Annotated in this window: 22 protein-coding genes and 1 tRNA gene; 7 read left to right on the top strand and 16 right to left on the bottom strand. The window is 73.2% G+C overall.

Annotated features, from left to right (window positions below):
• Positions 1 to 9: 9 nt before the first annotated feature.
• The 5 genes from ABT122_RS04000 to ABT122_RS03980 form a co-directional block, all read right to left on the bottom strand.
• A complete protein-coding gene (locus ABT122_RS04000) occupies positions 10 to 174 on the bottom strand; it encodes a hypothetical protein (RefSeq protein ID WP_351544930.1) in 165 nt (54 codons plus the stop codon).
• Positions 175 to 712: 538 nt separating this feature from the next.
• Positions 713 to 797, bottom strand: a tRNA-Ser gene (locus ABT122_RS03995).
• 10 nt (positions 798 to 807) lie between these two features.
• Positions 808 to 1,263: a tRNA adenosine(34) deaminase TadA gene (gene tadA, locus ABT122_RS03990; RefSeq protein ID WP_351545158.1), complete on the bottom strand. Its 456-nt coding sequence runs from the start codon at positions 1,261 to 1,263 to the stop codon at positions 808 to 810.
• Between the two features lie 56 nt (positions 1,264 to 1,319).
• The gene (locus ABT122_RS03985; RefSeq protein ID WP_351544927.1) at positions 1,320 to 1,850 is read right to left on the bottom strand and encodes a tRNA adenosine deaminase-associated protein; all 531 of its coding nucleotides are present in this window, start codon (positions 1,848 to 1,850) and stop codon (positions 1,320 to 1,322) included.
• A 171-nt stretch (positions 1,851 to 2,021) separates the two neighbouring features.
• Positions 2,022 to 2,267 carry a hypothetical protein gene (locus tag ABT122_RS03980; RefSeq protein WP_351544924.1) on the bottom strand — a complete coding sequence of 82 codons (246 nt, stop codon included), beginning with the start codon at positions 2,265 to 2,267 and terminating at the stop codon, positions 2,022 to 2,024.
• Between the two features lie 85 nt (positions 2,268 to 2,352).
• Here ABT122_RS03980 and upp point away from each other — a divergent pair, with 85 nt between their 5' ends.
• Positions 2,353 to 2,988, top strand: coding sequence for a uracil phosphoribosyltransferase (gene upp / locus ABT122_RS03975; RefSeq protein WP_351544921.1), 636 nt, complete (start codon positions 2,353 to 2,355; stop codon positions 2,986 to 2,988).
• Between the two features lie 60 nt (positions 2,989 to 3,048).
• Here upp and ABT122_RS03970 read toward each other — a convergent pair whose 3' ends face one another.
• Together ABT122_RS03970 and ABT122_RS03965 are read right to left on the bottom strand one after the other, a co-directional pair.
• Positions 3,049 to 3,672, bottom strand: a complete 624-nt coding sequence (locus ABT122_RS03970; RefSeq protein WP_351544918.1) for a LytR C-terminal domain-containing protein — start codon at positions 3,670 to 3,672, stop codon at positions 3,049 to 3,051.
• A gap of 104 nt (positions 3,673 to 3,776) precedes the next feature.
• Entirely contained in the window at positions 3,777 to 4,073 is a 297-nt protein-coding gene (locus tag ABT122_RS03965) for a type II toxin-antitoxin system VapB family antitoxin (RefSeq protein ID WP_003955420.1), read from the bottom strand.
• Between the two features lie 98 nt (positions 4,074 to 4,171).
• Between ABT122_RS03965 and ABT122_RS03960 the strand changes: the two genes are divergently transcribed.
• Positions 4,172 to 5,731: a helicase HerA-like domain-containing protein gene (locus ABT122_RS03960; RefSeq protein ID WP_351544915.1), complete on the top strand. Its 1,560-nt coding sequence runs from the start codon at positions 4,172 to 4,174 to the stop codon at positions 5,729 to 5,731.
• Positions 5,732 to 5,786: 55 nt separating this feature from the next.
• Here ABT122_RS03960 and ABT122_RS03955 read toward each other — a convergent pair whose 3' ends face one another.
• The 6 genes from ABT122_RS03955 to ABT122_RS03930 form a co-directional block, all read right to left on the bottom strand.
• Positions 5,787 to 7,331, bottom strand: a complete 1,545-nt coding sequence (locus tag ABT122_RS03955) for a M28 family metallopeptidase (RefSeq protein ID WP_351544912.1) — start codon at positions 7,329 to 7,331, stop codon at positions 5,787 to 5,789.
• A gap of 142 nt (positions 7,332 to 7,473) precedes the next feature.
• Positions 7,474 to 8,061 carry an HhH-GPD-type base excision DNA repair protein gene (locus ABT122_RS03950; RefSeq protein ID WP_351544909.1) on the bottom strand — a complete coding sequence of 196 codons (588 nt, stop codon included), beginning with the start codon at positions 8,059 to 8,061 and terminating at the stop codon, positions 7,474 to 7,476.
• A gap of 146 nt (positions 8,062 to 8,207) precedes the next feature.
• The gene (locus tag ABT122_RS03945) at positions 8,208 to 8,408 is read right to left on the bottom strand and encodes a hypothetical protein (protein ID WP_351544907.1); all 201 of its coding nucleotides are present in this window, start codon (positions 8,406 to 8,408) and stop codon (positions 8,208 to 8,210) included.
• 125 nt (positions 8,409 to 8,533) lie between these two features.
• On the bottom strand, positions 8,534 to 9,211 hold the full coding sequence (locus tag ABT122_RS03940) for an HNH endonuclease (RefSeq protein ID WP_351544904.1): 678 nt from the start codon (positions 9,209 to 9,211) through the stop codon (positions 8,534 to 8,536).
• 170 nt (positions 9,212 to 9,381) lie between these two features.
• Complete coding sequence (locus ABT122_RS03935) at positions 9,382 to 11,679, bottom strand: glycosyl hydrolase family 18 protein (protein ID WP_351544901.1); 2,298 nt, start codon at positions 11,677 to 11,679, stop codon at positions 9,382 to 9,384.
• A gap of 286 nt (positions 11,680 to 11,965) precedes the next feature.
• Complete coding sequence (locus ABT122_RS03930; RefSeq protein ID WP_351544898.1) at positions 11,966 to 12,634, bottom strand: TetR/AcrR family transcriptional regulator; 669 nt, start codon at positions 12,632 to 12,634, stop codon at positions 11,966 to 11,968.
• A gap of 122 nt (positions 12,635 to 12,756) precedes the next feature.
• Here ABT122_RS03930 and ABT122_RS03925 point away from each other — a divergent pair, with 122 nt between their 5' ends.
• Positions 12,757 to 13,401, top strand: coding sequence for a DUF1877 family protein (locus ABT122_RS03925; RefSeq protein WP_351544896.1), 645 nt, complete (start codon positions 12,757 to 12,759; stop codon positions 13,399 to 13,401).
• Between the two features lie 67 nt (positions 13,402 to 13,468).
• On the opposite strand, the gene ABT122_RS03920 is transcribed toward ABT122_RS03925, so the two are convergent.
• Positions 13,469 to 14,197, bottom strand: coding sequence for a TetR/AcrR family transcriptional regulator (locus ABT122_RS03920; RefSeq protein WP_351544893.1), 729 nt, complete (start codon positions 14,195 to 14,197; stop codon positions 13,469 to 13,471).
• 160 nt (positions 14,198 to 14,357) lie between these two features.
• On the opposite strand from ABT122_RS03920, the gene ABT122_RS03915 reads away from it, so the two are divergent.
• The 4 genes from ABT122_RS03915 (at position 14,358) to ABT122_RS03900 (ending at position 21,901) form a co-directional block, all read left to right on the top strand.
• Positions 14,358 to 15,980: an MFS transporter gene (locus tag ABT122_RS03915; RefSeq protein ID WP_351544890.1), complete on the top strand. Its 1,623-nt coding sequence runs from the start codon at positions 14,358 to 14,360 to the stop codon at positions 15,978 to 15,980.
• Positions 15,981 to 16,763: 783 nt separating this feature from the next.
• Positions 16,764 to 20,543: a CHAT domain-containing protein gene (locus ABT122_RS03910; RefSeq protein ID WP_351544887.1), complete on the top strand. Its 3,780-nt coding sequence runs from the start codon at positions 16,764 to 16,766 to the stop codon at positions 20,541 to 20,543.
• Between the two features lie 12 nt (positions 20,544 to 20,555).
• The gene (locus tag ABT122_RS03905) at positions 20,556 to 21,242 is read left to right on the top strand and encodes a hypothetical protein (protein WP_351544885.1); all 687 of its coding nucleotides are present in this window, start codon (positions 20,556 to 20,558) and stop codon (positions 21,240 to 21,242) included.
• Positions 21,243 to 21,268: 26 nt separating this feature from the next.
• Positions 21,269 to 21,901 (top strand): RES family NAD+ phosphorylase, encoded by a 633-nt coding sequence (locus ABT122_RS03900; RefSeq protein ID WP_351544883.1) that lies wholly within the window; start codon positions 21,269 to 21,271, stop codon positions 21,899 to 21,901.
• Between the two features lie 109 nt (positions 21,902 to 22,010).
• Here ABT122_RS03900 and ABT122_RS03895 read toward each other — a convergent pair whose 3' ends face one another.
• Together ABT122_RS03895 and ABT122_RS03890 are read right to left on the bottom strand one after the other, a co-directional pair.
• Positions 22,011 to 22,685 carry an FHA domain-containing protein gene (locus ABT122_RS03895; protein WP_351544881.1) on the bottom strand — a complete coding sequence of 225 codons (675 nt, stop codon included), beginning with the start codon at positions 22,683 to 22,685 and terminating at the stop codon, positions 22,011 to 22,013.
• Positions 22,682 to 24,814, bottom strand: coding sequence for an AAA family ATPase (locus ABT122_RS03890; RefSeq protein ID WP_351544879.1), 2,133 nt, complete (start codon positions 24,812 to 24,814; stop codon positions 22,682 to 22,684). Before ABT122_RS03890 ends, ABT122_RS03895 begins: the two co-directional genes overlap by 4 nt.
• Between the last annotated feature and the right edge of the window lie 281 nt (positions 24,815 to 25,095).

The raw sequence follows: 25,095 nt of genomic DNA, 5'->3' as shown, positions 1-25,095 counted from the left end.
CCGCCGGGTCTAGTTGACCAGCTCGGTCATGAAGTCGCCGACGCTGTTGGCGGCGCTCGATATGCCCTCGAACCCTATCTGGACCAGGTCGGCGGCCTTCTCCGGGGAATTGATGATCGTGTACAGCACAAAGATGATCAGGATGTAGAGAGCGATCGTCCTCGCCTGGGCCATGTGCCTCGTCCTCCCCGATGATCCCGTGTGGCTCCCCTGGGACCTGTGGACCCGTGATCTCTCGGTGATCGTTGGAGAGTCGCGGAAGTCTAACCGAGCCTTTAAGGACCAAGGGCCCGGAGATGCGGGCCGTTTGCCGTCGGGGTGCGCGGTCGCGGGGGCGGACGATGGAGACGGCCCGCAGGGATCTGGCAGGAATGCCGGCGGGCCCCGGAGACCGGCCCCGCCCCGCGCGGCCCACCCCGCCGCACGTTCCCCCGACTGCGGCACCCGGGCCGGCGGACCGGTCTCCCTCACCGGGGGGAGCGGCCTCCCCCGATTCCGCTTCCCCCGACCCGGCGCGAAGAAGCCCCGGCCACCCCGGTGGCCGGGGCTTCCTCATGGGCCCGGCCGGCGCCCGGGCCGATGAGGAGCCCGGCCCCGGGCGGCGGGAGAAGCCCCGTCCCCGGATGGGAAGAGTCCCGGTCCCGGGCAGTGGCAAGGGCCTCGGGCAGCAGGAAGGGCCCCGGTGCGTCGCACCGGGGCCCTTCATCAAGAGCGGTAGCGGAGGGATTTGAACCCTCGGTGAGTTTCCCCACACTCGCTTTCGAGGCGAGCTCCTTCGGCCGCTCGGACACGCTACCGGGAGAGAGCTTAGCCCAAGGTGGGCCGTGCTCTGAAATCCGTATCCCGGAAGAACGCGGTGAGCTGCTCCGCGCACTCCCGTTCCAGGACTCCCTGGACGACCTCGGGGCGGTGGTTGAGGCGGCGGTCCCGTACGACGTCCCAGAGGGAGCCCGCCGCGCCGGCCTTCTCGTCGCGGGCGCCGTAGACCACCCGGTCCAGCCGGGACTGGGTGATCGCTCCCGCGCACATCGTGCACGGCTCCAGCGTCACCACCAGGGTGCAGCCGGTCAGGCGCCAGCCGCCGAGCCGCTCGGCGGCCCGGCGGATCGCCAGGACCTCGGCGTGCCCGGTGGGGTCGCCGGTCAGTTCGCGTTCGTTGTGGCCGGTGGCGAGGAGGGCGCCGGACCGGTCGAGCACGACGGCGCCGACCGGCACATCGCCGGACAGCGCCGCCCGCCCGGCCTCCGCCAGAGCGAGGCGCATCGACGCCTCCCACGGGTCCCGTACGGGATCGCCCGCCCCGGATGGTGCCTCGGTCACTAGCGAGCGGTCTCCAGCACATCGGCGGCGCCCACGGCGTCCGCGATCTCCAGCAGCGCGTCCGTGTCCAGTGTCAGCAGCTCCTTCTGCGAGAGGCCGAGGTCGGCGAGGATGTCGCGGTCGCCGAGCGGCGCCGCGGGTACCGAGTCGGCGGTGGGGTCCGGGTCGTCGTCGGCGTCGTCCGCCGGCGGCTCGCCGTCCTCCGTACCGTCGAGGTCGAGTGCGTCCAGTTCGTCGGCGGGGTCGCCATCGTCCCGGCCGAGCAGTTCATTGGTGAGGATCTCCCCGTAGGAGGAGCGGGCGGCTGCCGCCGCGTCCGAGACGAAGATACGAGGGTCCTCCTCGCCCTCCACCCGGACGATCCCGAACCAGGAGTCCTCCTGCTCGATGAAGAGGAGCACCGTGTCCTCGTCGAGCGAGGCCTCGCGGGCCAGGTCCGCCAGATCCGACAGGGTCTCCACATCGTCGAGCTCTGTGTCGCTCGCTTCCCACCCGTCATGAGTGCGCGCGAGCAGTGCGGCGAAGTACACCGTGACTCTCCCACTGATCAGAGGTGTGACGACTGGGCGGCGCGCTGATGCGTGCGTCGCCCACTCGGAATCGTGGCAGAAACCCGGGCTTTGCGAGAGGTCTTCCGTCGTTGCGTCGGCCATCAGTTCTCAGCCGGTGGTTTCTCGTGGAACCGCCGATCGGGGGAACGGCTACCAGCGGAAGGTGCGCATACGCATCTGCTGGCGCATGCGCGCCGCCCGTGCCCGCCGGGGCTGGACGCGGTCCCGGAGGGCCTTGGCCTCGTTCAGCTCTCGGAGGAAATGGGCGCGGCGCCTGCGGCGCTCCGCCTCGTCCTCACTCTCCTGCGCGCTCTGCGCCCCTGGGCTTTCCCGGGCGCGCTCCACGGCGCGTTGCGCCTGCTCGCGCTCCTGTTCGGGATGCTCGGGTTCCGGCATCGGGCACACCACCCCACGGCTGGACGTCTGCCTCCACCTTCCCTCCAGAGGCTGCCTTGATGCGAGCCGGGCTACTGTTGACGGCATGCGGATCCATGTCGTCGACCACCCGCTGGTGGCGCACAAACTCACCACACTGCGCGACCGGCGCACCGACTCCCCGACCTTCCGGCGGCTCGCCGACGAACTGGTCACACTCCTCGCCTACGAGGCGACCAGGGATGTGCGCACCGAGCAGGTGGACATCGACACCCCGGTGGTCCGTACGACCGGGGTGAAGCTGTCGCACCCGCGCCCGCTGGTGGTGCCGATCCTGCGCGCCGGGCTCGGGATGCTCGACGGGATGGTGCGGCTGCTGCCGACCGCGGAGGTCGGCTTCCTCGGGATGATCCGCAACGAGGAGACGCTGGAGGCGTCGACCTACGCGACGCGGATGCCGGAGGATCTGTCCGGGCGCCAGGTGTACGTCCTGGACCCGATGCTGGCGACCGGGGGGACGCTGGTCGCGGCGATCCGCGAGCTGATCAAGCGCGGGGCGGACGATGTGACGGCCGTGGTGCTGCTGGCGGCGCCGGAAGGGGTCGAGGTCATGGAGCGGGAGTTGGCCGGCGCGCCGGTGACGGTGGTGACGGCGGCCGTGGACGAGAGGCTGAACGAGCAGGGGTACATCGTGCCCGGGCTCGGGGACGCGGGGGACCGGATGTACGGCACCGCGGAGTAGCGGCCTCCGGCTCGGACCGCCCCTCCCCGCCCTCCCCCGCGCCGCGCGGGGGAGGGCGGCTCAGCATTTGCGCTTGACCGGCGGGGGCGGGTTCACCAGGGTGGTGAGGGCGCGGTCCGCCGCGGGCTTGGGGGAGAGGGTGGTGAAGGCCGACCCGAGGATCAGATCCACATCCTTCGTCCTGCGGGTGTCCGTCTTGGTCGTGGCGCCCTTCACCTGGGTGCCCAGGACCAGGAACGGGCCCTTCGCCGACGTCGGCGCGCCCAGCAGCAGCCCCGCGCCCTTCACCTTCTTGTCGTAGGCCGCCGGCGCGTTCCCCACCTTCCCGATGGTGAACCCGCGCTTCTTCAGCTCCTCCGCCGCCGCCTTCGCCAGCCCTCCGCGCGGGGTGGCGTTGTAGACGTTCACCGTCACCTGCCGGGGGCCGAGCTTCACGGGTGGCGCCGCCGAGGTCTTCGGGGCCGGCTTGCAGTCCGCGGCGCGGGCCGCGGACGCCTTCTTCTCGTCGCCGGTGAAGACATCGATGAGCTGCACCGTTCCCCAGCCGGCCAGCCCCAGCGCGACCGTCGCGGCGATCAGCGCCGTCACGATTCTGCGGCGCTTGCGTGGGCGTCGCATCCGCGGGTACGTGTCGCCCGTGACGCGGTACTTTCCGCCCATGCCGGGAGGAGTCAGCATGCTCATGGGCGCAGCGTAGTGCGGCCCGGGGGTCGTGCCTACAAGATGATCAATCGATTGCGCCCGTACGGTCCCCGAATGAGCCCGAAAGGGTCAGTCGAAGGACCTGCTCAGCCCAGTTCGAGAACGCGCGCGTGCAGCACCTGGCGCTGCTGGAGCGCCGCGCGCACCGCGCGGTGCAGGCCGTCCTCCAGATAGAGGTCGCCCTGCCACTTCACGACATGCGCGAAGAGGTCGCCGTAGAAGGTGGAGTCCTCGGCGAGCAGCGTCTCCAGATCGAGCTGGCCCTTGGTGGTCACCAGCTGATCGAGACGGACCGGGCGCGGCGCCACATCAGCCCACTGCCGGGTGCTTTCCCGGCCATGGTCGGGATAAGGCCGTCCGTTTCCGATGCGCTTGAAGATCACACGGAAAGCCTACCGGGCGAGCACCTCCGGGCGCAGCCTCGGCGACCGAGTGCGATCCTGGGCAAAACTCCTCAGATACGGAGAATCAGGGGTCCTTCATGTCCGAGAGCATGCCGCCGCCCGCGCAGGAAATCGCCTCGGGATACGCCATCGAAGGGCCCGCGCTCGAACTCGGGGCCCTGCTGTGGGACGGGCGGTGTCTGCCCGGCGCCCCGATCCGGATTCCGCTGGCGATGCTCAACCGGCACGGGCTGGTCGCCGGGGCCACGGGCACCGGCAAGACCAAGACCCTCCAGCTGATCGCCGAACAGCTCTCGGCGAACGGGGTGCCGGTCTTCCTCGCCGACATCAAGGGCGATGTCTCGGGCATTTCCGCCCCCGGCCGCCCCGGCGACCGGGTCGCCGCCCGCGCCGGTCAGGTCGGACAGGAGTGGGTGGCGCAGGGGTTCCCGGCGGAGTTCTTCAGTCTGGGCGGGATCGGCCCGGGCATCCCGATCCGGGCGACGGTGACCGACTTCGGGCCCGTGCTCCTCTCCAAGGTGCTCCAGCTCAACCGGACCCAGGAGCAGTCGCTCGGGCTGATCTTCCACTACGCCGATGCCAAGGGGCTCGAACTGCTGGACCTCAAGGACCTCCGGGCGGTGGTCGCCTTTCTGGTCTCCGACGAGGGGAGGGCCGAGCTGACCGGGATCGGCGGACTCTCCGCCGCCACCGCCGGGGTGATCCTCCGTTCGCTCACCGCCTTCGAGCAGCAGGGCGCGGCGGAGTTCTTCGGGGAGCCGGAGTTCGACACGGGCGAGCTGCTGCGGACCGCGCCGGACGGGCGCGGTCTGGTCTCGGTGCTGGAGCTGGCGGCGGTGCGGGACAAGCCGCAGCTCTTCTCGACGTTTCTGATGTGGCTGCTGGCGGATCTCTTCCACGATCTGCCGGAGGCGGGCGATCTGGACCAGCCGAAGCTGGTCTTCTTCCTCGACGAGGCGCATCTGCTCTTCACGGGCGCCTCGCCGGCGTTTCTGGAGTCGATCACCCAGACCGTGCGGCTGATTCGCTCGAAAGGGGTCGGGGTGTTCTTTGTGACCCAGACGCCCCGGGATGTGCCGTCCGAGGTGCTGGCGCAGCTCGGCAACCGGGTGCAGCACGCGCTGCGGGCGTTCACCCCGGAGGACGACAAGGCCCTGAAGGCGACGGTGCGGACCTTCCCGAACTCGGCGTACGACCTGGAGGAGGTGCTCACCGCGCTCGGCACGGGCGAGGCGGTGATCACCGTGCTGAGCGAGTCGGGCGCCCCGACCCCGGTGGCGGCGACCCGGCTCCGGGCGCCGCAGTCGCTGATGGGGCCGGTCGAGGCGGAGGCGCTGGAGTCCGCGGTGCGGGCCTCGCCGCTGTACGGGCGGTACGCCCAGGCCGTGGACCGCGAGTCCGCCTACGAGAAGTTGAGCGGGAGGGAGGACCGGGAGAACCGGGAGGACCGGGAGGAGAAGGAGGGGAAGGACGGGAAGGGGGAGGAGGGAGAAGGGGCCGCGGCCCCGAGCCAGGGGTCCCTGGTGCGGCAGGTCGTGGGCAGCGGGGTCTTCCGCTCCCTGGCCCGCTCGGTCGGCACCCAGATCGGGCGGGAGATCACCCGCTCCCTCTTCGGCACCACCCGCCGGCGGAGATAGCGCCGGCCGCCGGCCCCGCACCCCGGAGGGCGGGGGACCGGCGGCCGGGTGCGCTCTACTCGAACACGTCCTCGTGGCCCTCGTGCAGACCGCCGCCGCTGCCCGTGCCCGGCTCCGTCGGAACCGAGTTCACCGGCTTCCGCAGCGAGCTGATGTCGTGCGCGTAGGTGCCCGCGGCGTTCGCGATGACCCCGATGTTCACCTTGAACGCGGTCAGGTTGACGTTCTTGATGTCATCGCCCTTGGCGTGGTAGTTCGGGTCGTACGCCAGCCCGGCCGTACCGCCGAACTTCGCCGCCTGCTGCGCCGACTTGACGCCCTCGGCGCCCGTGAAGGTGCCGCCCGAGGGGATGCCGACCTCGATGAAGGGGCCGTAGTCCGAGCGGCCGGAGAAGTCCGTGCCCTCGTGCGGGGTGTCCTTCGAGTCGAGGAACTCGTTGATGTCGCGCTCCAGCTGCGCCGAGCCCTCGGGGCCGGGGCCCGCGCCCACGCCGTCGGAGTTGTCGCCGTCGTAGACGAAGAGTCCGTAGTTCGGCGAGGCGATCATGTCGAAGTTCAGATAGAGCTTGATCTCCTTCTTGCCGAGGGAGCTGAGGCCCGCGACATACGCCTCCGAGCCGAGCAGCCCGTTCTCCTCGGCGCCCCACCAGGCGAAGCGGACCTTGTTGGCCGGACGGTTCTCGGCCTTGGCCAGTTCCTGGGCGACTTCGAGCAGACCGGCCGAGCCGGAGCCGTTGTCGTTGATGCCGGGGCCCTCGGCCACGGAGTCCAGGTGGGCGCCGAGCATCACGGTGTTCGCCGCGTTGCCGTGGCGGGTCTCCGCGATCACGTTCCGGGTGATCCGCTTCTCCTGGAGCTGGCGGATCTCGAAGGAGACGTTCACCGGGCCGCCGGCCAGGTCGGCGAGGAGCTTCTCGCCCTCGGCCTGGGTGACTCCGCCGGTGGGTATCCTGGCCGCGGCCACGTCGCCGAGGGTGCCGCCCATCGCACCGGCGGTGTTGTTGTAGACGATGGCGCCGATCGCGCCCGCGCCGGCCGCCTGGGCCTGCTTCTCGGCGAAGGTGCAGCCGCCGCGCTTGATCAGCGCGATCTTCCCGGTGAAGGTGCCGGAGGCGTAGTCGGTGGCCTCACAGCCGGTGGTCGCGTCCGCCGGTACCGCCGCCAGATCGGCCTTGACGCCGCCGACCGGGGTGGACTTGGTGTAGGTCATCGCGTTGATCGTGATGTCCCTGGCGTTCGGCGAGACCACGGAGAGCTTCTGCGCGAGCGTCTGGGTGTAGCTGAACTCGAAGGGCTCGTAACGGACGTTGTATCCGTACTTCTTCAGCTGCTGGTAGACATACGCGGCCGAGGCGTCGTACCCGAGGGTGCCGGCGGCCCGGTTGCCGCCCGCCGAGTCGGCTATCTGCTGGAACTTCTTCAGGTGGTTGTGCGCGTCCTGCACGGACGCCTTCGAGACCAGCTTCTTCGCCAGTTTCGCCGCCTGCCGACCGGCATCGTCCCGGTGGGCGGCGGAGGGGGAGGCGGATGCCAGCAGGAGCGGGGTCGCAAGTGCGGCGGCGGCCAGGGTGGCCACGGCTCTGCGCCGGGTTGCCTTCACAGAGTTCCTTCCCGGTGTGGACAAGTTGAAGGGAAGTTAGCGAGACCGCGACCACTATGGGAACGCCTGTGCCCCAACTCACCTCTCAGTTCATGAGATCGACATTCCAAACCCCGGAACGTCCGATTCGGCCAGCCGTATTTCAGCCGTCCTTGGCCGTTTTTGCCGCTCTTTTCATCTCTTGTTTGTGAGCGCGTACTTTTGCGAGCGACTCGGGCCCGGTGATGTCGGCGGCCGAGCGGTACGAACCGCTCTCGCCGTAGGCGCCCGCCGCCTCGCGCCATCCCCGGGGCCGAACCCCGTACCGCTTGCCCAGCAGGGCGAGGAAGATCCGGGCCTTCTGCTCCCCGAACCCGGGCAGTGCCTTCAGCCGCGCCAGCAGCTCCGTACCGTCGTCGACACCGGTCCAGACCGCGCGGGGGTCGCCGCCGTACTCGTCCACCAGGTACTGGCAGAGCGTCTGCACCCGCTTGGCCATGCTGCCCGGGTAGCGGTGGACCGCGGGTTTCTCCTTCAGCAGGCCGGCGAAGGCCTCCGGGTCGTACGCCGCGATCTCGGCGGCGTCGAGATCGTCGCGGCCCATGCGCCGGGCGATGGTGTACGGGCCGGAGAACGCCCACTCCATGGGGACCTGCTGGTCGAGCAGCATCCCGACGACCGCGGCGAGCGGGCTGCGGCCGAGCAGCTCATCGGCTTCCGGCTGCTGGGCGAGGTGCATCTCGGGACTCATATTCCGATGATCACCCGAGGTCGGGTCCGCCGCCAGTGAGCCGCCGGGGGCGCGCCCCGGGGACCCGCGCGGGGCCCGCGGCGGACCGGCACGCGGAAGGCCCCCTCCGCCACGGTGGCGGAGAGGGCCTTCCGGCGGCCGGGGCTCTAGTCGTAGACGTAGGTCTCGCCGAACACCGCCGCGTGCTCCAGCACGTCCTCCAGCGGGTCGTCGATCTGTCCGATGGAGATCAGCGTCACTCCATTGTGCGAGTCCGTGTGGGTCTCGTCCGCGGCCGCGGTGCCGACGGGGAGTACGGCTGCCAGCACCGCCGCACCCAGCAGCGTCAGGGTGATCTTGGCCTTCATGTCGATATCGCCCGCCTGTTCATCCCTGTTCGTCGCGTATCTGTCGGCCGGTATAACTATCCGACCGGCTCCCAGGACACGGCCTCAAACCTCACCGAGGGTCATTCACCCGTTCGGCCGAACGGTCATACCTGGGGAGCGGGGTGATAGATCACCACCGTGGTCTCGCAGGAGTTGTCCGCGAAGAGTTTCAGGGTCTCCAGCTCCGCCTTGTCGGCGGTCAGCCCCCAGCGCAGCTTGGTGCCGACCCAGTCGCCGAGGTAGCGGCAGATGGCGCCGGCCTCCGGCGGCAGCCAGTCGGTGATGTCCTGGCCGTCCTTCTCCTTCTGGGACCGGACCGTCACCGCCGCCAGTGTGGCCGGGGCGTCCTGGTCGTTGGCGTAGGCCTCCCGGCGGGCCGTCGTCCACTCGGACGCGCCCGAGCCCCAGGCCTCCGCGAGCGGGACGACATGGTCCACGGTGACGCTGGCGGGCTTGGTGACCGACTGGTTGTCGTAGTACGAGACCCACCGGCCGCCCGACAGGGAGCAGCCGGGCCCGACCGAGGGCTCGTCGACCGCCTCCGCGAGCAGCACCTCCTGGCGGGTGGAGCAGCCGTCGGTGGCGTCCCGGCCGGCGTTCCAGTGCGGGAAGGCGGCCGCGCCGCGGCCGCCGTGGTACGCCTCGGCCTCGACGAGGACCGAGATGGCGTCCTCCAGCTGGCGGACCTCCGCCGGGGCGGCGGTGCCGGCGGACGCGGAGGTGAGGAGCGGGACGAGGGCGAGGGCGAGTGCGCTCAAGGTCATGCCGATTCTTCTGGTCATGGCGTCAATTCCTACTGGGCAACGGGACCTTTTCTGCATGGGGGGCGCGCCCATTCCACTCGTACGAGCGGATTATCCGCCTGATATGACCGCCGGGTTCACGGACTCTTCGCACACGGAACCTGGGGGCGGTACGGCGCAGACCGCACCGTACCGCCCCGCCGGCGCTCCTACGGGAGACCCGTGTGCAGCGAATTCATCAGAGTTCCGTTCGGGGTGTCACCCGAAAGCTCCCAGACCATCGCGCCGAGCAGCCCCTTCGACTTGATCCAGTCGGTCTTCTTCCCGATGGACCAGGTGTCGTCGAAACTCCACCACGTTCCATTCGCACCCGTGTATCCATAGGTGGAAATGGACTGTTCGTCATGGTGGACGGTCATATTCGGGTAGCTGCTGATCATATTCTGATAGCCCCGAATTCCGGCCTCCTCGGCGAACTGCCCCGGCGCGGCGCCGTTCGCCGTCTGCCACTCGCCGTTGACCCCGGCGGCTCCGGGGGCGACCTCCTTCCAGCCCCTGCCGTAGAAGGGGAAGCCGACGGTCAGCTTCCGGGGGTTGACCCCGGCGTCGGTGTAGGCCTTGACCGCCCGCTCCACGCTGAAGTCGAAGGGGTACGGGTCCTGGGCGTCCCGGTGCAGATTGGCCTGGTGGCCGGTGCGGGCCGGCTCCCAGGAGTTGTCGCTGCCCGCGCCGTGGAAGTCGTACCCCTGGACATTGGCGAAGTCGAGATAGTCGAAGATCTTCGTCAGGTCCCAGCCGGCCTCGATCTTCGCCGGGTCGGCGGGGGTGAAGGCGGTCAGCAGCCGGTGCTCGCCGCCGAGCGCGTCGAGCTGCTTGCGGAACTCGGCGAGCAGCGCGGTCAGATTGGCCTTGTCCGCCGCCTTCCAGTGATTGCCCGGGTGGCCCTCGGCGCCCGGCCACTCCCAGTCGATGTCGATGCCGTCGAAGACCCCGGCACCGGTGCCGGGTCCGCCGGCGCCGTTGTAGACCGGCAGATTGCCCTTGATCCACACATCGACGCAGGACTTGACGAACTTCTCCCGGGAGGCGGGCGTGGCCGCCGCGTCCGAGAAGAACTTCGAGAAGGTCCAGCCGCCGAGCGAGACCACGACCTTCAGATGCGGGTGCTTGGCCTTGAGCTTCTTGATCTGGTTGAAGTTGCCCCGCAGCTTGCCCCAGCCGTCGTCGGCGACGCCGTCGACCGACTGCGCGGCCGAGAACGGGCGGGCGTAGTCCGCGTCGGCGTCCCCGGCGCCGGTGCCCTCGTCCGGGTCCTGGGGGTTGCCGGAGACGCCCTTGGTGACCCCGGCCTGGCAGGTCAGGTTGACCGGGTCGATGTTCTCGAAGGCGTAGTTGATGACATTCAGCTTCGCGGCGGAGCCGGAGGTGTCGATGTTCTTCACGAAGTACTGGCGCCCGTACAGGCCCCACTGGATGAAGTAGCCGACCTTGTAGTGCTTCCCGGGGCCTGCCACGTCGTCGGTGGTGACGGAGAGCGCGTTGGAGGCGGGGGAGGCGTTGTCGGCGGTGTCCCGTGCCTTGACCGTGAAGGTGTACGCGGTGGCCGGGGAGAGGCCGTCGACGGTGGCGCTGGTGGTGGTGACGGTCTTGACCAGGGTCGCGGCCCGGTAGACGTCATAGGCCGCCACGGCCACATTGTCGGTGGCGGCGTTCCAGGCGAGGCTCACGGTGGAGGCGGTCTTCCCGGTGGAGCGCAGTGAGCCCGGGGCCGTCGGCGGCACGGGGTCGGTCGCCGGGTCCACGGTCCGCACGGTGAACGGCGGGCTCGCCGCCCCCGTGTTGCCCCGGGTGTCCTTGGCGCGGACGGTGAAGGTGTACTCCGCCGCCGGGTTCAGGCCGGTCACCGTGGTGCCGGTGGTGGCGGTGCTGGTCACCACGGAGCCGCCGCTCAGCACGTCGTAGGAGGCGACCGGGTAGTCACCGGCCGTCGCCGGGGTCCAGGCCAGGGCGACCGTGCGGGCCGTGACGCCGGTGGCGCGCGGGGTGCCGGGCGCGCCGGGCGGGTTGTCGGGGGTGCCGTCGCACTTGTCCCCGTTGACCGTGCAGCCCCTGGGCTCGGAGATGGGTCCGGTGGCGGTGAACCAGTAACTCCAGGGCTCGGTGGTGCCGTTCGCGGGGACGGTCCCGTTGTAGTAGGCGTTCTTCACGGTCACCCGGGAGCCGCTGACGCTCGCCTCGCCGTGGTAGTGGCCGCTGAGCGTGACCCCGGCGGGGAGGTCGAAGGCCAGGGTCCAGCCGTTGACGGGGGTGGCGGCGCTGTTGCGGATGGTGAAGGTGCCCTTCCACCAGGAGCCGTTGTTCTGGGAGGCGAAGGTGGCGGTGAGGCTGCCCGCCGCCCGGGCCTGGGGGGCCAGGCCGGTGAGGGCGGCGAGGGGCAGCAGCAGTACGGCGAGGAGGGCGGCGATCCGTTGCCGCGGTCGGAGTCTTCCGTGACGTCGGTTGAACATGGCGCTCCCTGAGGGGGTAGGGGCGGTGGCCGTGCTCACTCCGTGCTCGGTGCGTTCGGTGCGCTGTGCTGGGTTGCCGGTGCGCGGTGCGCGGTGCGCGGTGCGCGGTGCGCGGTGCGCGGTGCGGTGCGCGGTGTGCAGGCCGGTGGTGCGTGGGGTGGGCCGGCGGCCGGTCATGTTTGGGCGTACATGACAACCTTCGAAGCTACTTGGTCCGGACCAATTCGCAAGGGGGGCGGAGGCCCGGATTCCCGCAGCGGGGTCCCCGGGGCGGGGGGGGGGGCGGTCAGACGCCGGTGGCGTACCGGCTGAGAAAGGTGTCCACCCCGCCGACGAGCAGCCGCTCGGTCAGATCGTCGTTCATGGTCGCGCCGTACTGGCCGAAGACCACATGGGGGTGGACCAGCAGCGCGTACAGCTGAAGCGTCGCCACCTCCAGGTCCGGGATCTCCAGCCGGCCCCGTGCGGCGAGTTCGCGCAGCGCGCCCGCGACCGCCGGGTGGTGGCCGGTGGGGCTCTGGTGCCGCCAGGCGCGCCCCAGCTCCGGGAAGCGGTGGGGCGCGGCGGCGACGAGGTTGCGCAGGGTGGTGACCTCGTGGTCGGCGCGGACGGCGCGGACCCAGGCGCGGGCGGCCACGACGAGGGCCGCGCGGAGGTCGTCGGCGTCGGCGAGCCGGTCCAGCGCGGCCGGCGAGCCATCGTCCCCGGTGTCGACATGCTCGTCGAGCGCCCCCGCGACCACGGCGGTGACCAGGGCTTCCTTGCTGCCGAAGTGGTTGTAGACGGTGACCTTGGAGACCTGGGCCGCGGCGGCGATGGCGTCCATCCCCACCCCGAACCCCTCCCGCAGGAAGAGCGCCCGGGCGGCCGTGACGATGGCCTGCCGCTTGCGCTCGGCGCGCGGGCCGCTGGGGCCGTCGCCGCGGGGGCGCGGGGCGGTGCTGTCGGGGGTCATGGGGCCGAGCCTAGCCGACCAACTGAACTGTACAGTTGAGTTCACCTGTACTGAACTGTACGGTACAGGTGCGCTCCGGCCCCCTCGGCCCGGCCGCACCGACCGACCCCGGAGGACCACCCATGCCCCGCGCCGCCGGACACCTCGCCGCGACCACCCCGGGACCGCCGGAGCGCCGTCCGCCCGCCGATTCCCCCCGCCGGTCCGCGCCCGGCGGCGCCGCGTCGCTCGTCCGGGATCTCTCCCTCGGGATGCTCGCATCGGTCGCCTCCGGCGGGGGCGGGCTCGGGTCCGCGGGGCTCGGCGCGCCCGGACTGGGCCGGCACTTCGCGGTGGAGGCGGCTGAGGCGGAGTGGCTGGAGCGCGCCGGGGACGGCGCGGTGGTGGCGTACATCGACCGCGCCGACGCGTGCGCGCGGGGCGGCGGCCGGGTGGTGGACACCGACCGGGCGTGGGGGACGCTGCACCGGTGTCTGGCGCTCGGGGGGCCCGGCCCCCTGGCGTACACCGTGCTCGGCGGGCGGGTGCTGACCGGCCCGGCGGCGCCGTGGCTCGCGGTCCTGGCCGGTCCCGACCGGGTCGCCGAGGCCGCCCGGGCGCTCGCCCCGCTCGACCGGGGGTGGCTGTGGCGGCGGTATCTCGCGCTGGGGGCGTCGGACGGCGGGCCGTGCTTCCCGTACCTCTGGGAGCGGCTGGTGGCGGTGCGCCGCTTCCACGCGCGGGCGGCGGGGGCCGGGCGGGCGGTGCTGTTCACCGCCGACAGATGACGCGCGCCGGGCGCGGCGCCCGTCACGGCTCCGGGCCCGCCGTCCGGCCCGCCGTCCGGCGCCCGGTTCAGGCGCCGCGCCGGGACTCCAGACCGTCGAGAACGCAGTCGAGACCCCGGCCGAAGGCGGCTTCGGGACCGGGCCGCGCGGTCGCCGCCCGCGCCTCGTGCCGGGCCCGCAGCCGGGGGTGGTGCCGTACGGCGGCCTCCGCGGCCGGCCACATGCCCGCCAGCCACTCCTCCTCGCCGCGGCCGTCGCGGGCCAGCGTCGTCAGCCAGGCCGCCTCGCTCATCGTCGTCCCGAGCACATAGGCGAAGACCGTGTCCATCGCGCAGTCGGCCTCCTCCGGGCCGAACCCCGCGCTCTCCAGCAGGGCGAGCATCCGCTCGGACACCCGCAGCAGCTGGGGGCCGAGGAACGCGCCCGCGAACGCGCCGAGGACCGAGGCGGTCCACGGGTGCCGCAGCACGGCCGCCCGCATGCTGTGCGCGGAGTGCGCCACCGCGGCGCGCCAGCCGTCGGGGCCGATCGTCCCCGGCACCTCGATCTCGCCGTAGACCTCGTCCACGACCAGCTCGATCAGTTCGTCCTTGTTGGCGACGTGCGTGTACATCGACGTCGCCCCGGCGTTCAGCCGGGTGCCCAGCTTCCGCATGCTCAGCGCGTCGACGCCCTCGGCGTCCAGCAGGGCGATGGCCTCGGCCACGATCTGCTCCCGGCTCAGCGCGGGCTGCTCCCGCCGCTGTCGCCGCGGACGGGTCCACACGGACGGAAACGGCTGGTCCTCGGCCGGCATACGGCCTCCCTCTCTCCGGACTGACACTGCCGGGGCCCAGCGTAACGCAGTTCCGCACAGTGTTCGGTCTTGCGTACAACGTTCCGTCTCCGTACAGTGTGCGGAGAAGCGCACGGCGTACCGCACTCCGTCATCCGTGCCCCGTCCGAGAGGTTCAGCGATGGATTCGACGCAGGCCACGAGTTCGAGCGAGTCCCGCGATTCATGGGACCCGGGGTACGCGGCGACGCGCCGCGACCCGAAGCGGTGGCTCATCCTGGTGGTGCTCTGCCTCAGCACCCTGGTGCTGGTCATCGACAACATGGTGCTCACCGTCGCGGTGCCGCCGATCGTCGAGGATCTGGACGCCACCGGCCAGGACATCCAGTGGATCATCGACTCGTACATCCTGGTCTTCGCCGGACTGCTGCTGACCTCGGGAAGCCTCTCCGACCGCTACGGCCGGCGGAGAGTGATGATCATCGGTCTCGCGCTCTTCGGCGCGGCGTCCGTGGTCGCCACGGTCGCCGGCAGCCCCGCCGAACTGATCGCCGCGCGGGTGCTGATGGGGATCGGCGGCGCGCTGGTCATGCCGAGCACCCTCTCCATCCTCATCACCGTCTTCGACGAGGACGAGCGGCCCAAGGCGATCGCCGCCTGGAGCGCGGTGGCGATGGTCGGCCTGGTCGGCGGGCCGGTGCTCGGCGGTGCGCTGATAGCCCACTTCTGGTGGGGCGCGGTCTTCCTGATCAACGTTCCGATCGCGCTGCTCGCCATCGTCGCCGCGCTGGTGCTGATGCCGGAGTCCAAGGGGCCGTGGCGCAAGGCCGACCCCGTCGGCATGGTGCTCTCCATGGCCGGGATGACCGCGCTGGTGTGGACGATCATCGAGCTGCCCCAGCAGGGGATCGGCCACCCCGCCACCCTGATCCCGCTGGCCGTGGCCGTGGCCGCGCTGGCCGGGTTCGCCGTCTGGGAGTCCCGCACCCCGCACCCGATGGTGCCGCTCTCGCTCTTCCGCGACCGGGTCTTCACCGGGGCGAGCTTCTCGCTGGTGCTGCTGACCTTCGCCAACGGCGGGCTGATGCTGGTGCTGACCCAGTACCTCCAGTTCGTGCTGGGCTACACCCCCACCGAGACCGGTCTCGCCTTCGCCCCGATGGCCGTGGCGGTCATCGTCTTCAACACCATCGGCGCGGCGCTGGTGAACCGGACCGGCAACCGGTTCATGGCGGTCGCCGGACTGGTGGTCACCGCCGCCGGGTTCGGGGTGCTGGCCACCCTCTCGGCGGGTGACGGGCTCGCGGTGCTCACCGGCGCGATGGTGCTGATGGGTGTCGGCGGCGGACTGGCGATGCCCGCGACGATCGGTGCGCTGATGGGCGCGGTGCCCGCCGAGCACGCCGGGGTCGGCTCGGCGCTCAACGACACCATCCAGCAGGCGGGTGCAGCGCTGGGCGTGGCGATCCTGGGCGCGGTCCTCTCCGGCACCTACAGCGCCGAGATGTCCGGCTCGGCCTCCGGCGCCGCCCGCGAGTCGATCGCCGAGGCCCTGGCCCTGGGGGACAGCGCCCTGGCGGAGACCGCCCGGTCCGCCTTCACCACGGCGATGTCCCACAGCTTCCTGGCGGGAGCCGCCGGCGTGGTCGGCGCCGCGGTGGCCGCCCTGCTGCTGATGCGCGACCGCGGGGGCGCGGCCGGCGAGGGGGCGGCGCCGGCTGGGGGCGCCGGGGAGACCGGGGGACCCGGGGGACCCGGGGGACCCGGGGAGGCCGGGGAGCGGGAGCGGGCCGCGGCCGGCTGAGGGCCGGGGGCTGCCCCGGGGAGCCCGGGGAGCCGGGTGGAGCCGGTGAAGGCTCGCGGGAGCCGCCGGATGGGCCGCCGGCCCGCCGGGTCCGGGAGGGCGGGGTCGCGCACCCTGCCCTCCCGGCCCCGGCGGGCCTTGTGCCGTGTGGCGGGCCTTGTGCCGTGTGGCGGGTCCGCGTTGATTTCGGGGCGCGGCGCGGTGCGGTGCGGTGCGGCGCGGTGCGTGCCGGGTCCGCTGGGCCTGCCCGGGTCGTTGTGCCCGCCCTCGCGGCGTGTCGCCGGTCCGCGTCGACTGTGCGGCGCCGGGGGCGCCGTGCCCACCGCATCCGCCGTGCCCTCTGTGCCTGCTGTGCCCTCTGTGCCCGCAGGGCCCGTTGTGTCCGGCCTCGCGCTGTGCGGCTGGGCCGCGCCGACTGCGCGGTGCCAGGTCTGCTGGGGCCGCCTCATCCGCCGGGTCTGCCGCGCATGTTGTGCCTGCTGTGTCCGCCGGGGCCGTCGTGCCCGGCCTTGCGCCGTGCGGCTGGTCGGTGTCGGCTGCGCGGTGCCGGGTCCGCCGGGTCCGCCGCATCCGCTGTGCCCGCCGGCGTCCCGGCGTCCCGGCATCCCGGCCGCCCGGGCCGCCCGGCCCGTAACACCCCTCACCCGGAACGGAGATTGACCCCGCTCCCGGGCGATTGCGGGACGGCTTCCGGTTGGTTTCCGGCGAAGACGGCAATCACCTCCTGCGTGGCCGGAAAGCGGCCCATGATGGGGAGGCCGTCGTGTGTCGGAGGGGGAGTCCATGAGCCGGAGCGAGGGGATCGCGGAGCTGAACATCCGGGCCGCGCGGGTCGCGGCCGAGGCCGGGGCCTGGGCGAACTACGCCAAGTCGGTCCAGGCCGCGGCGGCACCGGCGAGGACATGGAGTCCGGAGCCCACCCCGGACGCCCCGGAGGCGGCGCGGACCGCGGACCCCGCGGCGACCCCGGTGGGCGTCGGGCCGCCCGACCCGGCGGACCGGGACCGTCTGATCGCCGAACTGGACGCGTTGGAGGGCGAACTGGCCGCCGGCCGGCCGGACGGGGACCCGGTGCTCGCCACCGTCCGGGCCCGGCTCGGCGGCCTGTACGTCCTGCGCTACCTCAACCACCACCGGGCCGACGACCGGTCCCGGGGGCTCCGGGTGCTGCGCGCGGCCCGGGAGTCCGGGGAGCTGGTCCCGAAGGAGCTGATCGCCGTCGAGACGGGCCTGGCCGCACTGCTGCTGCCGCCCATCGCGTTCAACGGGCTCGACGGCACCCTGCCCCGGCTGCTGGAGATGGTCGAGATGGGCCGTCAGGCCGAGCTGAGGGGCTCGGACTTCGACCGTGATCTGACCGAGCTGGGCGAGATCCTGCGCGGGCTGCTGCCGAGGATGCCGGACCACCCCGAGGCCGAGCGCATGGCGCGGCTGGCCGACTGGATCGACACCCGCCCGAAGGCAGGGGAGCGCGAGGACCTGGCGGGGCTGGCCGACACGGCCCGGCTGATGCTCGCCGGCACCCCGTACGAGGCGGAGTACCAGCGCCTCCTGGACGCCGCCCTGATGCTGGCGGGCGGCGACCGCCCCCCTGGCGAGGGCCCCCGGGAGTCCCTCGTACCGCCCCCGCCGCAGGACGGGCGGCCCGCCGGGGAGGAGGACCCCGCGGCCATGGTCGCGCGGACGGTCCTCAGCCTGGAGGCCTTCGCCCCCGGACTCATCCGGCGGGAGGAGCTGGACGCCCTCGCCACGGAGGTCGGCGACCGGCCCGGGGCCGACGAGGCGGACACGATGACCGCGGCGCTGGCCCGGATGATGCAGGGACTGCGCACCGGGGCCCCCGGGGATCTGGAGGAGGCGGCGCGGCTGATGAAGGGCCCCCCGGACGGCGGGGCGACGGAGTGGCTCCCCGCGATGGCCGGTCTGTTCTCGCCCGGTCTGCTCTCCGCCGCCGCCCTGACGGGCGGCAGCCTCTCCGACCGGGATCAGCAGATCGCCCGGCTCGACGCGCTGCTCGCGGACCCCGCCGCCGTGCTCGACACCTCCTTCGCCTCCGGGCCGGCCCGTGAGTTCCTCCTGATCAACCAGTGTCTGCGGATTCAGCTGCGGGCCGAGCAGGCGGGCCGCGACGACGATGTGCCCGCGATGGAGGGGCTGCTGGACGAACTGCTCGACCTCCAGGAGGAGGTCGACGCCGACTCGGACTGGTACTTCCTGGTGTGCTTCACCCTCGGCACCGTCCATCTGTATCTGGCCCGGATGGAAGGGGTGCTGGGGCCGCTGCGCACCGCCGCCGCCTACTTCCAGGAGACGCTGGAGGGGGCGCGGATTCCGCCGATGCTCCGGCCCCTGCTGGAGGTCTCCTGGCTGCCCATCGTGCTGCTCTCCTCCCTCTTCGACCCCGATCCCGTGCGGCTGACCGAGGGGCTGGAGCGGGCCCGTGCCACGCTGCGGACCCCCGCCCTCGTGGCCGACCAGCATGTGCGGACCCGGCTGGTGATGGCCACCGCGCTGGAGACCCTGTACCGGAAGACCGGTGACCCCTCCCACCAGGAGGAGCAGATCGCGGAGCTGGAGCGGGCCAGGGGCGAACTCGGCGAGGGCCACAGCCCGGACGCCGCGCAGCAGGTGCTCTGGTCGCTGGCGAACGCCTACCGCGCGCGCGGCGACCGGGCGCGGGACGACGGCGGGTCCGCCGTCGCCGCCGCCCGGGACTCGCTGCGGGTGCTCGCGGAGGAGGTCCTGCTGCAACTGGGCGCCGAACACGGCCTGGAGGTGGCGAGGACCAGCGCCGAGCGGGGGCTGCCGGCCGCCGGGTGGGCCGCGGGCGATCTGCGCGCGGACCGGGCGGTGGAGGTGCTGGAGACCGGGCGGGCCCTGGTGCTGAGGGCGGCGGCGGCCTCGGCCGGGGTGCCCGAGCAGTTGGCGGCCCGGGGGGAGCCGGAGCTGGCGGCGGAGTGGGAGAACGCGCTGCGGAAGCTGCGCCCGGCGGAGCGGCGGCCGGCACTGCCGGGGGATGCCTCCGCCGACTGGGAGAACGTGGTCGGGCAGATCCTGCCGAGCGGCTCCCCGGAGGAGTTCACCATCCCGAGTACGCTGCGCCGCCGGGCGCTGGGTGTTCTGCGGCAGCCGGACGGGGGCGGCCGGGACTCGCTGCGGGAGCTGCTGGAGGCCCCGGGCATCGCGGAGCTGCGGGAGGGGCTGACGGCGACGGGCGCCGACGCGCTGCTGTATCTGGTGCCGGGGCAGGACTCCATGGACGGGATGGCCGTACTGGTCCGCCCGGAGGGGGAGCCGGAGGTGCTCTGGCTCCCGGGCCTCGGCGCGGCGGGCCGCGGGCCGCTCGAACGCTATCTGGACGCCGGAGCCCACCGCTCGGCCGCCCGGTCCCTGGACCGCGCGGCCCGCGAGGAGGCCCACCGCGCCTGGGAGGCCGCGCTTCTGGAGCTGTGCGCGTGGTCGGGCGTGGCGGTGATGGCCCCCGTGCTGGACGCTCTCGGTGCGCTGTCCCCGGACGGAACGGCCCCGCCCGGGGGCCCCGGGGAGTCCCGGGACGCCCATGGCCCCGGCGGCCAGGCGGCTTCCGGCGGTCCGGTGCCGCCGCTGCCGCCGCCGGTGCGGCTGGTCGTGGTGGCGTGCGGGAATCTCGGGGTCGTGCCGTGGCACGCCGCCCGGCTGGACCTGCCCTCGCCCACGCTGCGCCGCGCCCACAGCCATCTCTGTGAGCACGCCGTCCTCACCTACGCCGCCTCCGGAGCCGAGTTCCTGCGGTCCGCGCGGCGGGCGCGGATGGCCGTCGGGGAGCGGCCCGTGCTGGTCGCCGACCCCACCGGGGACCTGGCCTGGGCGGAGGACGAGGTCAGTGCCCTGCGCACCGCCTACTACCCCGGCGCCGCCCTCTACGGCTGGCACGACGACGCACCCGAGGACGCCCCGGGCACCCCGGACGACATCCTCGGCCGGCTCCCCGGCGGCCACCCCACGACACCTCCCGCGAGCCTGCTCCACCTCGTCGTCCACGGACTGGCCGGGCTGAACCCCACCGGCTCCGTCCTCCATCTCGCCCCGCCCGCCGGCGCCGACGCCCGGGGCGACGGCGACAGCGGCGACAGCGGTGACGGCGGTGACAGCGGGCTGCTCAGCGTCGCCCGGCTGCTCGACGTACCGCACGGACACCGGCCCGACCAGGGCCCGCTCATCGTCCTCAGCGCCTGCGAGACCGATCTGAGCAGCCGGGACCACGACGAGGCGCTCACCCTCTCCACCGCCCTCCTCGCCCGGGGCGCCGCCGATGTCGTGGGCTCCCGCTGGGAGGTCCCCGACACCGCGTCCGCCGCGCTGATGGTCGTCTTCCACCACCACCTCGCCGTCGAGGGGCTCGCCCCGGCCGACGCCCTGCGCGCCGCCCAGGTGTGGATGACCGACCCCGACCGCCGGCCCGTCCCCGGCCTGCGCGGGGACCTCCTCACCGGGGTCGAGCGCGACCCCGGCCACCTCGCCGAACCGGCCTCCTGGGCCGCCTTCACCCACCAGGGCAACCCCGCCCCCCGTCCCCCGCGTTGAAGGGCCGCACCCATGACCTCGGGCACCGATGAACTCCTGGAGCTGCTCCGCGGCCACCAGCCGGAGATCCATGCCTCGCTGACCCCCGGGCAGTTCGACCGCTACCGCGGCGCCGTCCGCGCCCTGCGCGCCGCCGGTGACGACATCCGGGCCGTGCGCGTCGCCGTGCGCGGTGTGCGGCAGGTCCTGCGGGCGCTGCCGCCCGACAGCGAGCCGAGCCGGCTGCTGCGCCAGGTCCGCTCACCGGTCACCGCCGCGGTCCTGCCGGACACGGACCGGCTGGAGTCCCTGATCAGGCTGCTGGAGTCGGTGGACTGGCCGGCCCTGGAGCCCGCGAGCGCGGAACTCGCGCGCGGGGTGCGGGAATGGCTGCTGGCCGCCCCCGCCCGGGGCGCGGACCGGCTCGGCGCGGAGGCGTCCGCCGATCCCGGCGGCGCCGCGCTCATCCGGCTCACCGACGGCGAGGGCACCGCCCGCTACCCGGACTTCCAGTTCGACCCCGATACGGGCGAGCCGCGCCCGGTCGTCCAGCGGATCAACCGGCTGCTCCTGGCCGACCAGGACCCCTGGGGCGCCGCCGACTGGTGGCTCGGCGGCAACGAGTGGCTGAGCGGCACCCCGGCCGCGCTGGTCGGACAGGTGCCGGACGAGGAGCTGACGCGGGCCGCCCACGCGCTGCTGGAGGAGGGCGCGTGGTAGGCCAGCCGCCCCCCGTGGGAGCCGCGATGGAGCCCGCCCTGACCGTGGTCCCGGCCGGTACCGAGCTGTGGCGCTGCCACGCGTCGGCCTACGCGGCCACCGCCTTCAACACGTCCCGCGCCCACCCGCACTTCGACGGCGCCCGCTTCGACGGCACGGTGGACGACCCCTACCCCTTCCTGTACGCGGCACCGGAGCCGACCACCGCGCTCGCGGAGGTGCTGCTGCGCTCCGTGCGGTTCTCCGGCCCGGCCGGGACGCGCCAGGTGCCCTGGGCGCTGGCGGCCTCCCGGACCCTGTCCAGGGTGCGGGTGACGGAGGACCTCACCCTGGTCCGGCTGGTCTCCGAGGAGGATCTCGCGGCGGTGTTCCAGAGCTCCTGGCTGCTGGAGGGCGACGAGGGCCGCTATCCGTCGACCCGGTTCTGGGCCCGGGAGATCCGGCGTCAGGAGCGCCGGGCCCAGGGGCTGGTGTGGCAGTCGCGGCGGAACCGGCCGCACCACGCGGTGGTGCTCTTCGGGGACCGCTGCGGCGCCGAGCCGCTGAAGGCCGAGCCGGGGCAGGGCTGTTCGCTCGGCACCTTCGAGGGCGCGATCGAGGCCAACCGGCTGCTGGCGCCGCTGCGGGCCGTCGTCGTCCCGCCGGGGGCGCGGCTCTGAGACGTGCACCGGGCCGCTCGGGGGACGGCCCGGTCCACCTGCCGACCGGCGTTCGGCGCCCGGGCCCGTGCGCGGGGCGCGTCCGCCGGACGCTCCGGTGCGGAGCCGGTCACCCCGGTCCGTACAGCCGCACCGAGAAACCGACCACCCGCAGCCCGAGCCGGAGTTCGTCGCCGTCGCGCAGCGGGGTGCGCAGACCCGGGGTGATCCGGGCGCCGTTGAGATAGGTGTGGTTGAGACTGCCGGACGCCGCCGCCTCCTCCACCCACGCGCTGCCGTCCGCCTCCACCGTGACCGTCGCGTGCCGCCGGGAGATCCTGAGCAGTTCGGTGAAGGCGGCGGCGGTACGGGGGGACCAGTCGGGGTCCCGGCCGAGGTTCAGCGGGGCGCCGGGGCCCTGGGCCAGCTCCAGACAGGGGGAGTCGCAGAGCAGCAGGACATGGGTGCGGGGGCTGCCGCAGGAGGCGCAGAGGGGTTCGCGGGGGTCCAGCGGCTCCCGGCAGTGCCAGCAGTCCCGGGGCCCGTCGCCGGTCGGACCGGGGCGGCTCCCGGGGTCCCCGGGCGGGGTGTGGCGCGGGGCCCCGGGCGGGGCGGGGGCGGCGGGGGCCGGTTCGGGCACGGGCTGCCAGCCGCCGGCTCCGATCGGCCCCGCCGCCGGTTCCGGTTCCGGTTCGGATTCCGGTTCGGGGGCGGGGGCGGGGGCCGGGTCCGTCAGCGGGACCCAGCCCCGCGCCCGCCGCCGGAGCGGGCGGGACGCGGACGCCCCGCCCTCCTCCGTACTCACGCCCCGCCCTCCGCCGGCGCCACCCGCAGCTCCAGCTCCGCCGTGCCGTCCCCGTCCAGCCGCACCCGCTCCACTGAGACCGCCGTGCCCCGCAGCGCCCCCTGGTCGAACAGCGCCCGCGCCAGCGGGTTGATCAGATGGGTCTCCAGCAGCATCCCGATGCCCCGGCCGCCGTTGTCCGAGTCGGCCGTGCAGTGCGCGGACAGCGTGCGCCGCGCGGCGTCGGAGAGGCTCAGACGCACACCCTGCTCCTCCCGCAGCACCCGCTGGATGTTGCCGACCTGCGAGTCGAAGATCTCCGCCGCCACCTCGGCCGAGATGTAGTCGAAGACCACCACGTTCCCGCCGAGCCGGTTCATCAGCTCGGGCCGGCCGATCCCCTCCACGAAGTGCTGCTTCACATTGTCCAGGATGATCTCCTCCAGCTCGTGGTACGGCATCCCGGGCACGGCCACCCGGCCGCCGGACACCTCGCCCTGGCCCGGCCGTTCCGCCCGGCTCCGTACCCCCAGATTGGAGGTGAAGATCAGCACGCACTCGCTGAAGTAGGTCGTCACCCCCTGTCCGTCGGTGAGCCGGCCGTCCTCCAGCACCTGGAGGAACTTGTCCAGCACCCCCCGGTCCGCCTTGTCGATCTCGTCGAACAGCACCACCCGGAAGGGGTCGTTGCGGACCGCCGTCGTCAGCTCGCCGCCCGCCTCGTACCCCACGTATCCGGGGGGCGCTCCCACCAGCCGGTCCACCGAGTGGGCCGCCGAGAACTCGCTCATGTCGAAGCGCAGACAGGCCTCCTCGGTGCCGAAGAGAACCTCGGCCACGGACTTGGCCAGCTCCGTCTTGCCGGTCCCGGTCGGCCCGGCGAAGAAGAGCACCCCGCGCGGGCGGCTGCCGGGGTGGGAGGCCTGTGCGCCGGAGAGGCCGAGGGCGGCGCGCTTGAGGATGTCGAGGGTCTTGCCGACCGCCTTCTCCTGGCCCTTCACCCGGCTCCGGATGTAGGTCTCGCCCTTGGTGATCTGCTCCCGCACATGGGAGCGCTGCCAGGGGTTGTCCTCGACACCGAGCTGGTAGACGCGCACCGCGTCGCGCATGGCCGAGAACGGCAGCCCCCGGTCGAGCGCCATATGGGTGCTCTCGCGCATCGCGCGCAGCGTCAGCCCGGCGGTGGCCCGGGCGAAGGTGTCGATGTCCTGGGCGTGGTCGCGCGCGTGGTGCTTCTTGTCGAGCAGGACGGGGCGGCCCTCCCGGAGGGCGCCCGCCCGCTCCTCGTGCTCCTCCGCGAGCAGCCGGGCCATGCGCCGCCGGCCGCCGAGGTCCGGCAGCGGAAGGCCGATGGTGCGGACCCGCTCGCTCCCGGCCACCAGCCAGGTGGGCAGCTCGCGCTCGCCGTCCGCGAGCCAGATCACCGGGTTGAAGACCCGGCGCCCGGTCTCCTCGTCGAGCAGGGGGCGGGCGTCCTCCGCGAGCTTCAGACAGTTGAGGAAGAAGTCCCGCTCGGGGTCGCTGAGCCGGGTGACATCGGTGGGGATGCGGGCCGCGTAGTCGATCAGCAGCGCGGCCCGGTACGGGTCCTTCCGCCGGGCCGCCCCCAGGTGCGGCCTGCCCTCGGCCGGCCGGCGCTCCGCCGCCCCCGGCTGCTGCCAGCCGTTCGCGATCGCGCGGATGGTCTGCTCGGCACCGGCGAGGTGCCCGGGGGGCCGGTCGCGGTCGCCCGGCAGCCGGCCGGCGGTGCGCGGGGACGGCAGCAGGGCGCGGACCTCCTCGGCCGCCGGGCCCGTGACCACCGTGAACCCGTCCACGATGTCGTAGCGGAGGAGGACCTCGTACCCCTCCTGCCAGAGCGCGTTCCACACCACCTCGGTGAGGGTGTGGTGGCCGTCGTGCGGGGCGCCGACGCCGTCGTCGTGGCGGACCAGGTGGATATCGCGGATGTTGCCGTGCAGGACGTACTGCGAGTGGACGCTGAGGGTGCCGGTCAACTCCTCGGCGAACGCGGGCAGCCGCCGCTCCCTGACCCCACCGCCCCCCGGCCCGGCCACCGGCTCCGCTGTCCCCTCCGGTTGGTGTTCCGGTCGCGGGGGTGCCTTCCGCAGCCTGTCCCGGAGCGTCTCCTGCGGTGGCTCCTGTGTCATCGGCGTGCCTCCTGGTGGTGGTGGCGTGGGCTGGGGGGTGCGGTGCGCGGTGCGCCACCGGCGGGGTGGTCGTGGCTTCGGTACGGGGCGTTGTCCGGGGTGGGGGCCGGTGGGCGGGTGTCCGTTTCCGCCGGGGCGGGGTGCTGTCGGTGCGGTGGTCCGGCTGGTACGGGGTGCCGGGGTGCCGGGGTGCGGGCTGCGGGGCCCGGAGGGGTGTTCCTCCCGGCGGGCTCGGCGTGGCACCGGCGGGTGGTCGGTGTGCCGGGTGCGGGGGTGGCTCC

It is taken from the genome of Streptomyces sp. NPDC001985 (assembly GCF_040296845.1).
Classification (GTDB): domain Bacteria; phylum Actinomycetota; class Actinomycetes; order Streptomycetales; family Streptomycetaceae; genus Streptomyces.
Note: the sequence above shows the minus strand (reverse complement) of the source record. Positions and strands in the feature narration are given on the sequence as shown.

Excerpts from the sequence above, each read along its gene's own strand:
- upp (WP_351544921.1), top strand. The coding sequence starts at position 2,353 with ATGCGGATCCATGTCGTCGACCACCCGCTGGTGGCGCACAAACTCACC.
- ABT122_RS03940 (WP_351544904.1), bottom strand. The coding sequence starts at position 9,211 with ATGACCAGAAGAATCGGCATGACCTTGAGCGCACTCGCCCTCGCCCTC.
- ABT122_RS03900 (WP_351544883.1), top strand. The coding sequence starts at position 21,269 with ATGGAGCCCGCCCTGACCGTGGTCCCGGCCGGTACCGAGCTGTGGCGC.
- ABT122_RS03905 (WP_351544885.1), top strand. The coding sequence starts at position 20,556 with ATGACCTCGGGCACCGATGAACTCCTGGAGCTGCTCCGCGGCCACCAG.
- ABT122_RS03960 (WP_351544915.1), top strand. The coding sequence starts at position 4,172 with ATGTCCGAGAGCATGCCGCCGCCCGCGCAGGAAATCGCCTCGGGATAC.
- ABT122_RS03980 (WP_351544924.1), bottom strand. The coding sequence starts at position 2,267 with ATGCCGGAACCCGAGCATCCCGAACAGGAGCGCGAGCAGGCGCAACGC.
- ABT122_RS03915 (WP_351544890.1), top strand. The coding sequence starts at position 14,358 with ATGGATTCGACGCAGGCCACGAGTTCGAGCGAGTCCCGCGATTCATGG.
- ABT122_RS03945 (WP_351544907.1), bottom strand. The coding sequence starts at position 8,408 with ATGAAGGCCAAGATCACCCTGACGCTGCTGGGTGCGGCGGTGCTGGCA.
- ABT122_RS03935 (WP_351544901.1), bottom strand. The coding sequence starts at position 11,679 with ATGTTCAACCGACGTCACGGAAGACTCCGACCGCGGCAACGGATCGCC.
- ABT122_RS03950 (WP_351544909.1), bottom strand. The coding sequence starts at position 8,061 with ATGAGTCCCGAGATGCACCTCGCCCAGCAGCCGGAAGCCGATGAGCTG.
- ABT122_RS03910 (WP_351544887.1), top strand. The coding sequence starts at position 16,764 with ATGAGCCGGAGCGAGGGGATCGCGGAGCTGAACATCCGGGCCGCGCGG.
- tadA (WP_351545158.1), bottom strand. The coding sequence starts at position 1,263 with ATGCGCCTCGCTCTGGCGGAGGCCGGGCGGGCGGCGCTGTCCGGCGAT.
- ABT122_RS03890 (WP_351544879.1), bottom strand. The coding sequence starts at position 24,814 with ATGACACAGGAGCCACCGCAGGAGACGCTCCGGGACAGGCTGCGGAAG.
- ABT122_RS03925 (WP_351544896.1), top strand. The coding sequence starts at position 12,757 with ATGCCCCGCGCCGCCGGACACCTCGCCGCGACCACCCCGGGACCGCCG.
- ABT122_RS03970 (WP_351544918.1), bottom strand. The coding sequence starts at position 3,672 with ATGAGCATGCTGACTCCTCCCGGCATGGGCGGAAAGTACCGCGTCACG.
- ABT122_RS03930 (WP_351544898.1), bottom strand. The coding sequence starts at position 12,634 with ATGACCCCCGACAGCACCGCCCCGCGCCCCCGCGGCGACGGCCCCAGC.
- ABT122_RS03920 (WP_351544893.1), bottom strand. The coding sequence starts at position 14,197 with ATGCCGGCCGAGGACCAGCCGTTTCCGTCCGTGTGGACCCGTCCGCGG.
- ABT122_RS04000 (WP_351544930.1), bottom strand. The coding sequence starts at position 174 with ATGGCCCAGGCGAGGACGATCGCTCTCTACATCCTGATCATCTTTGTG.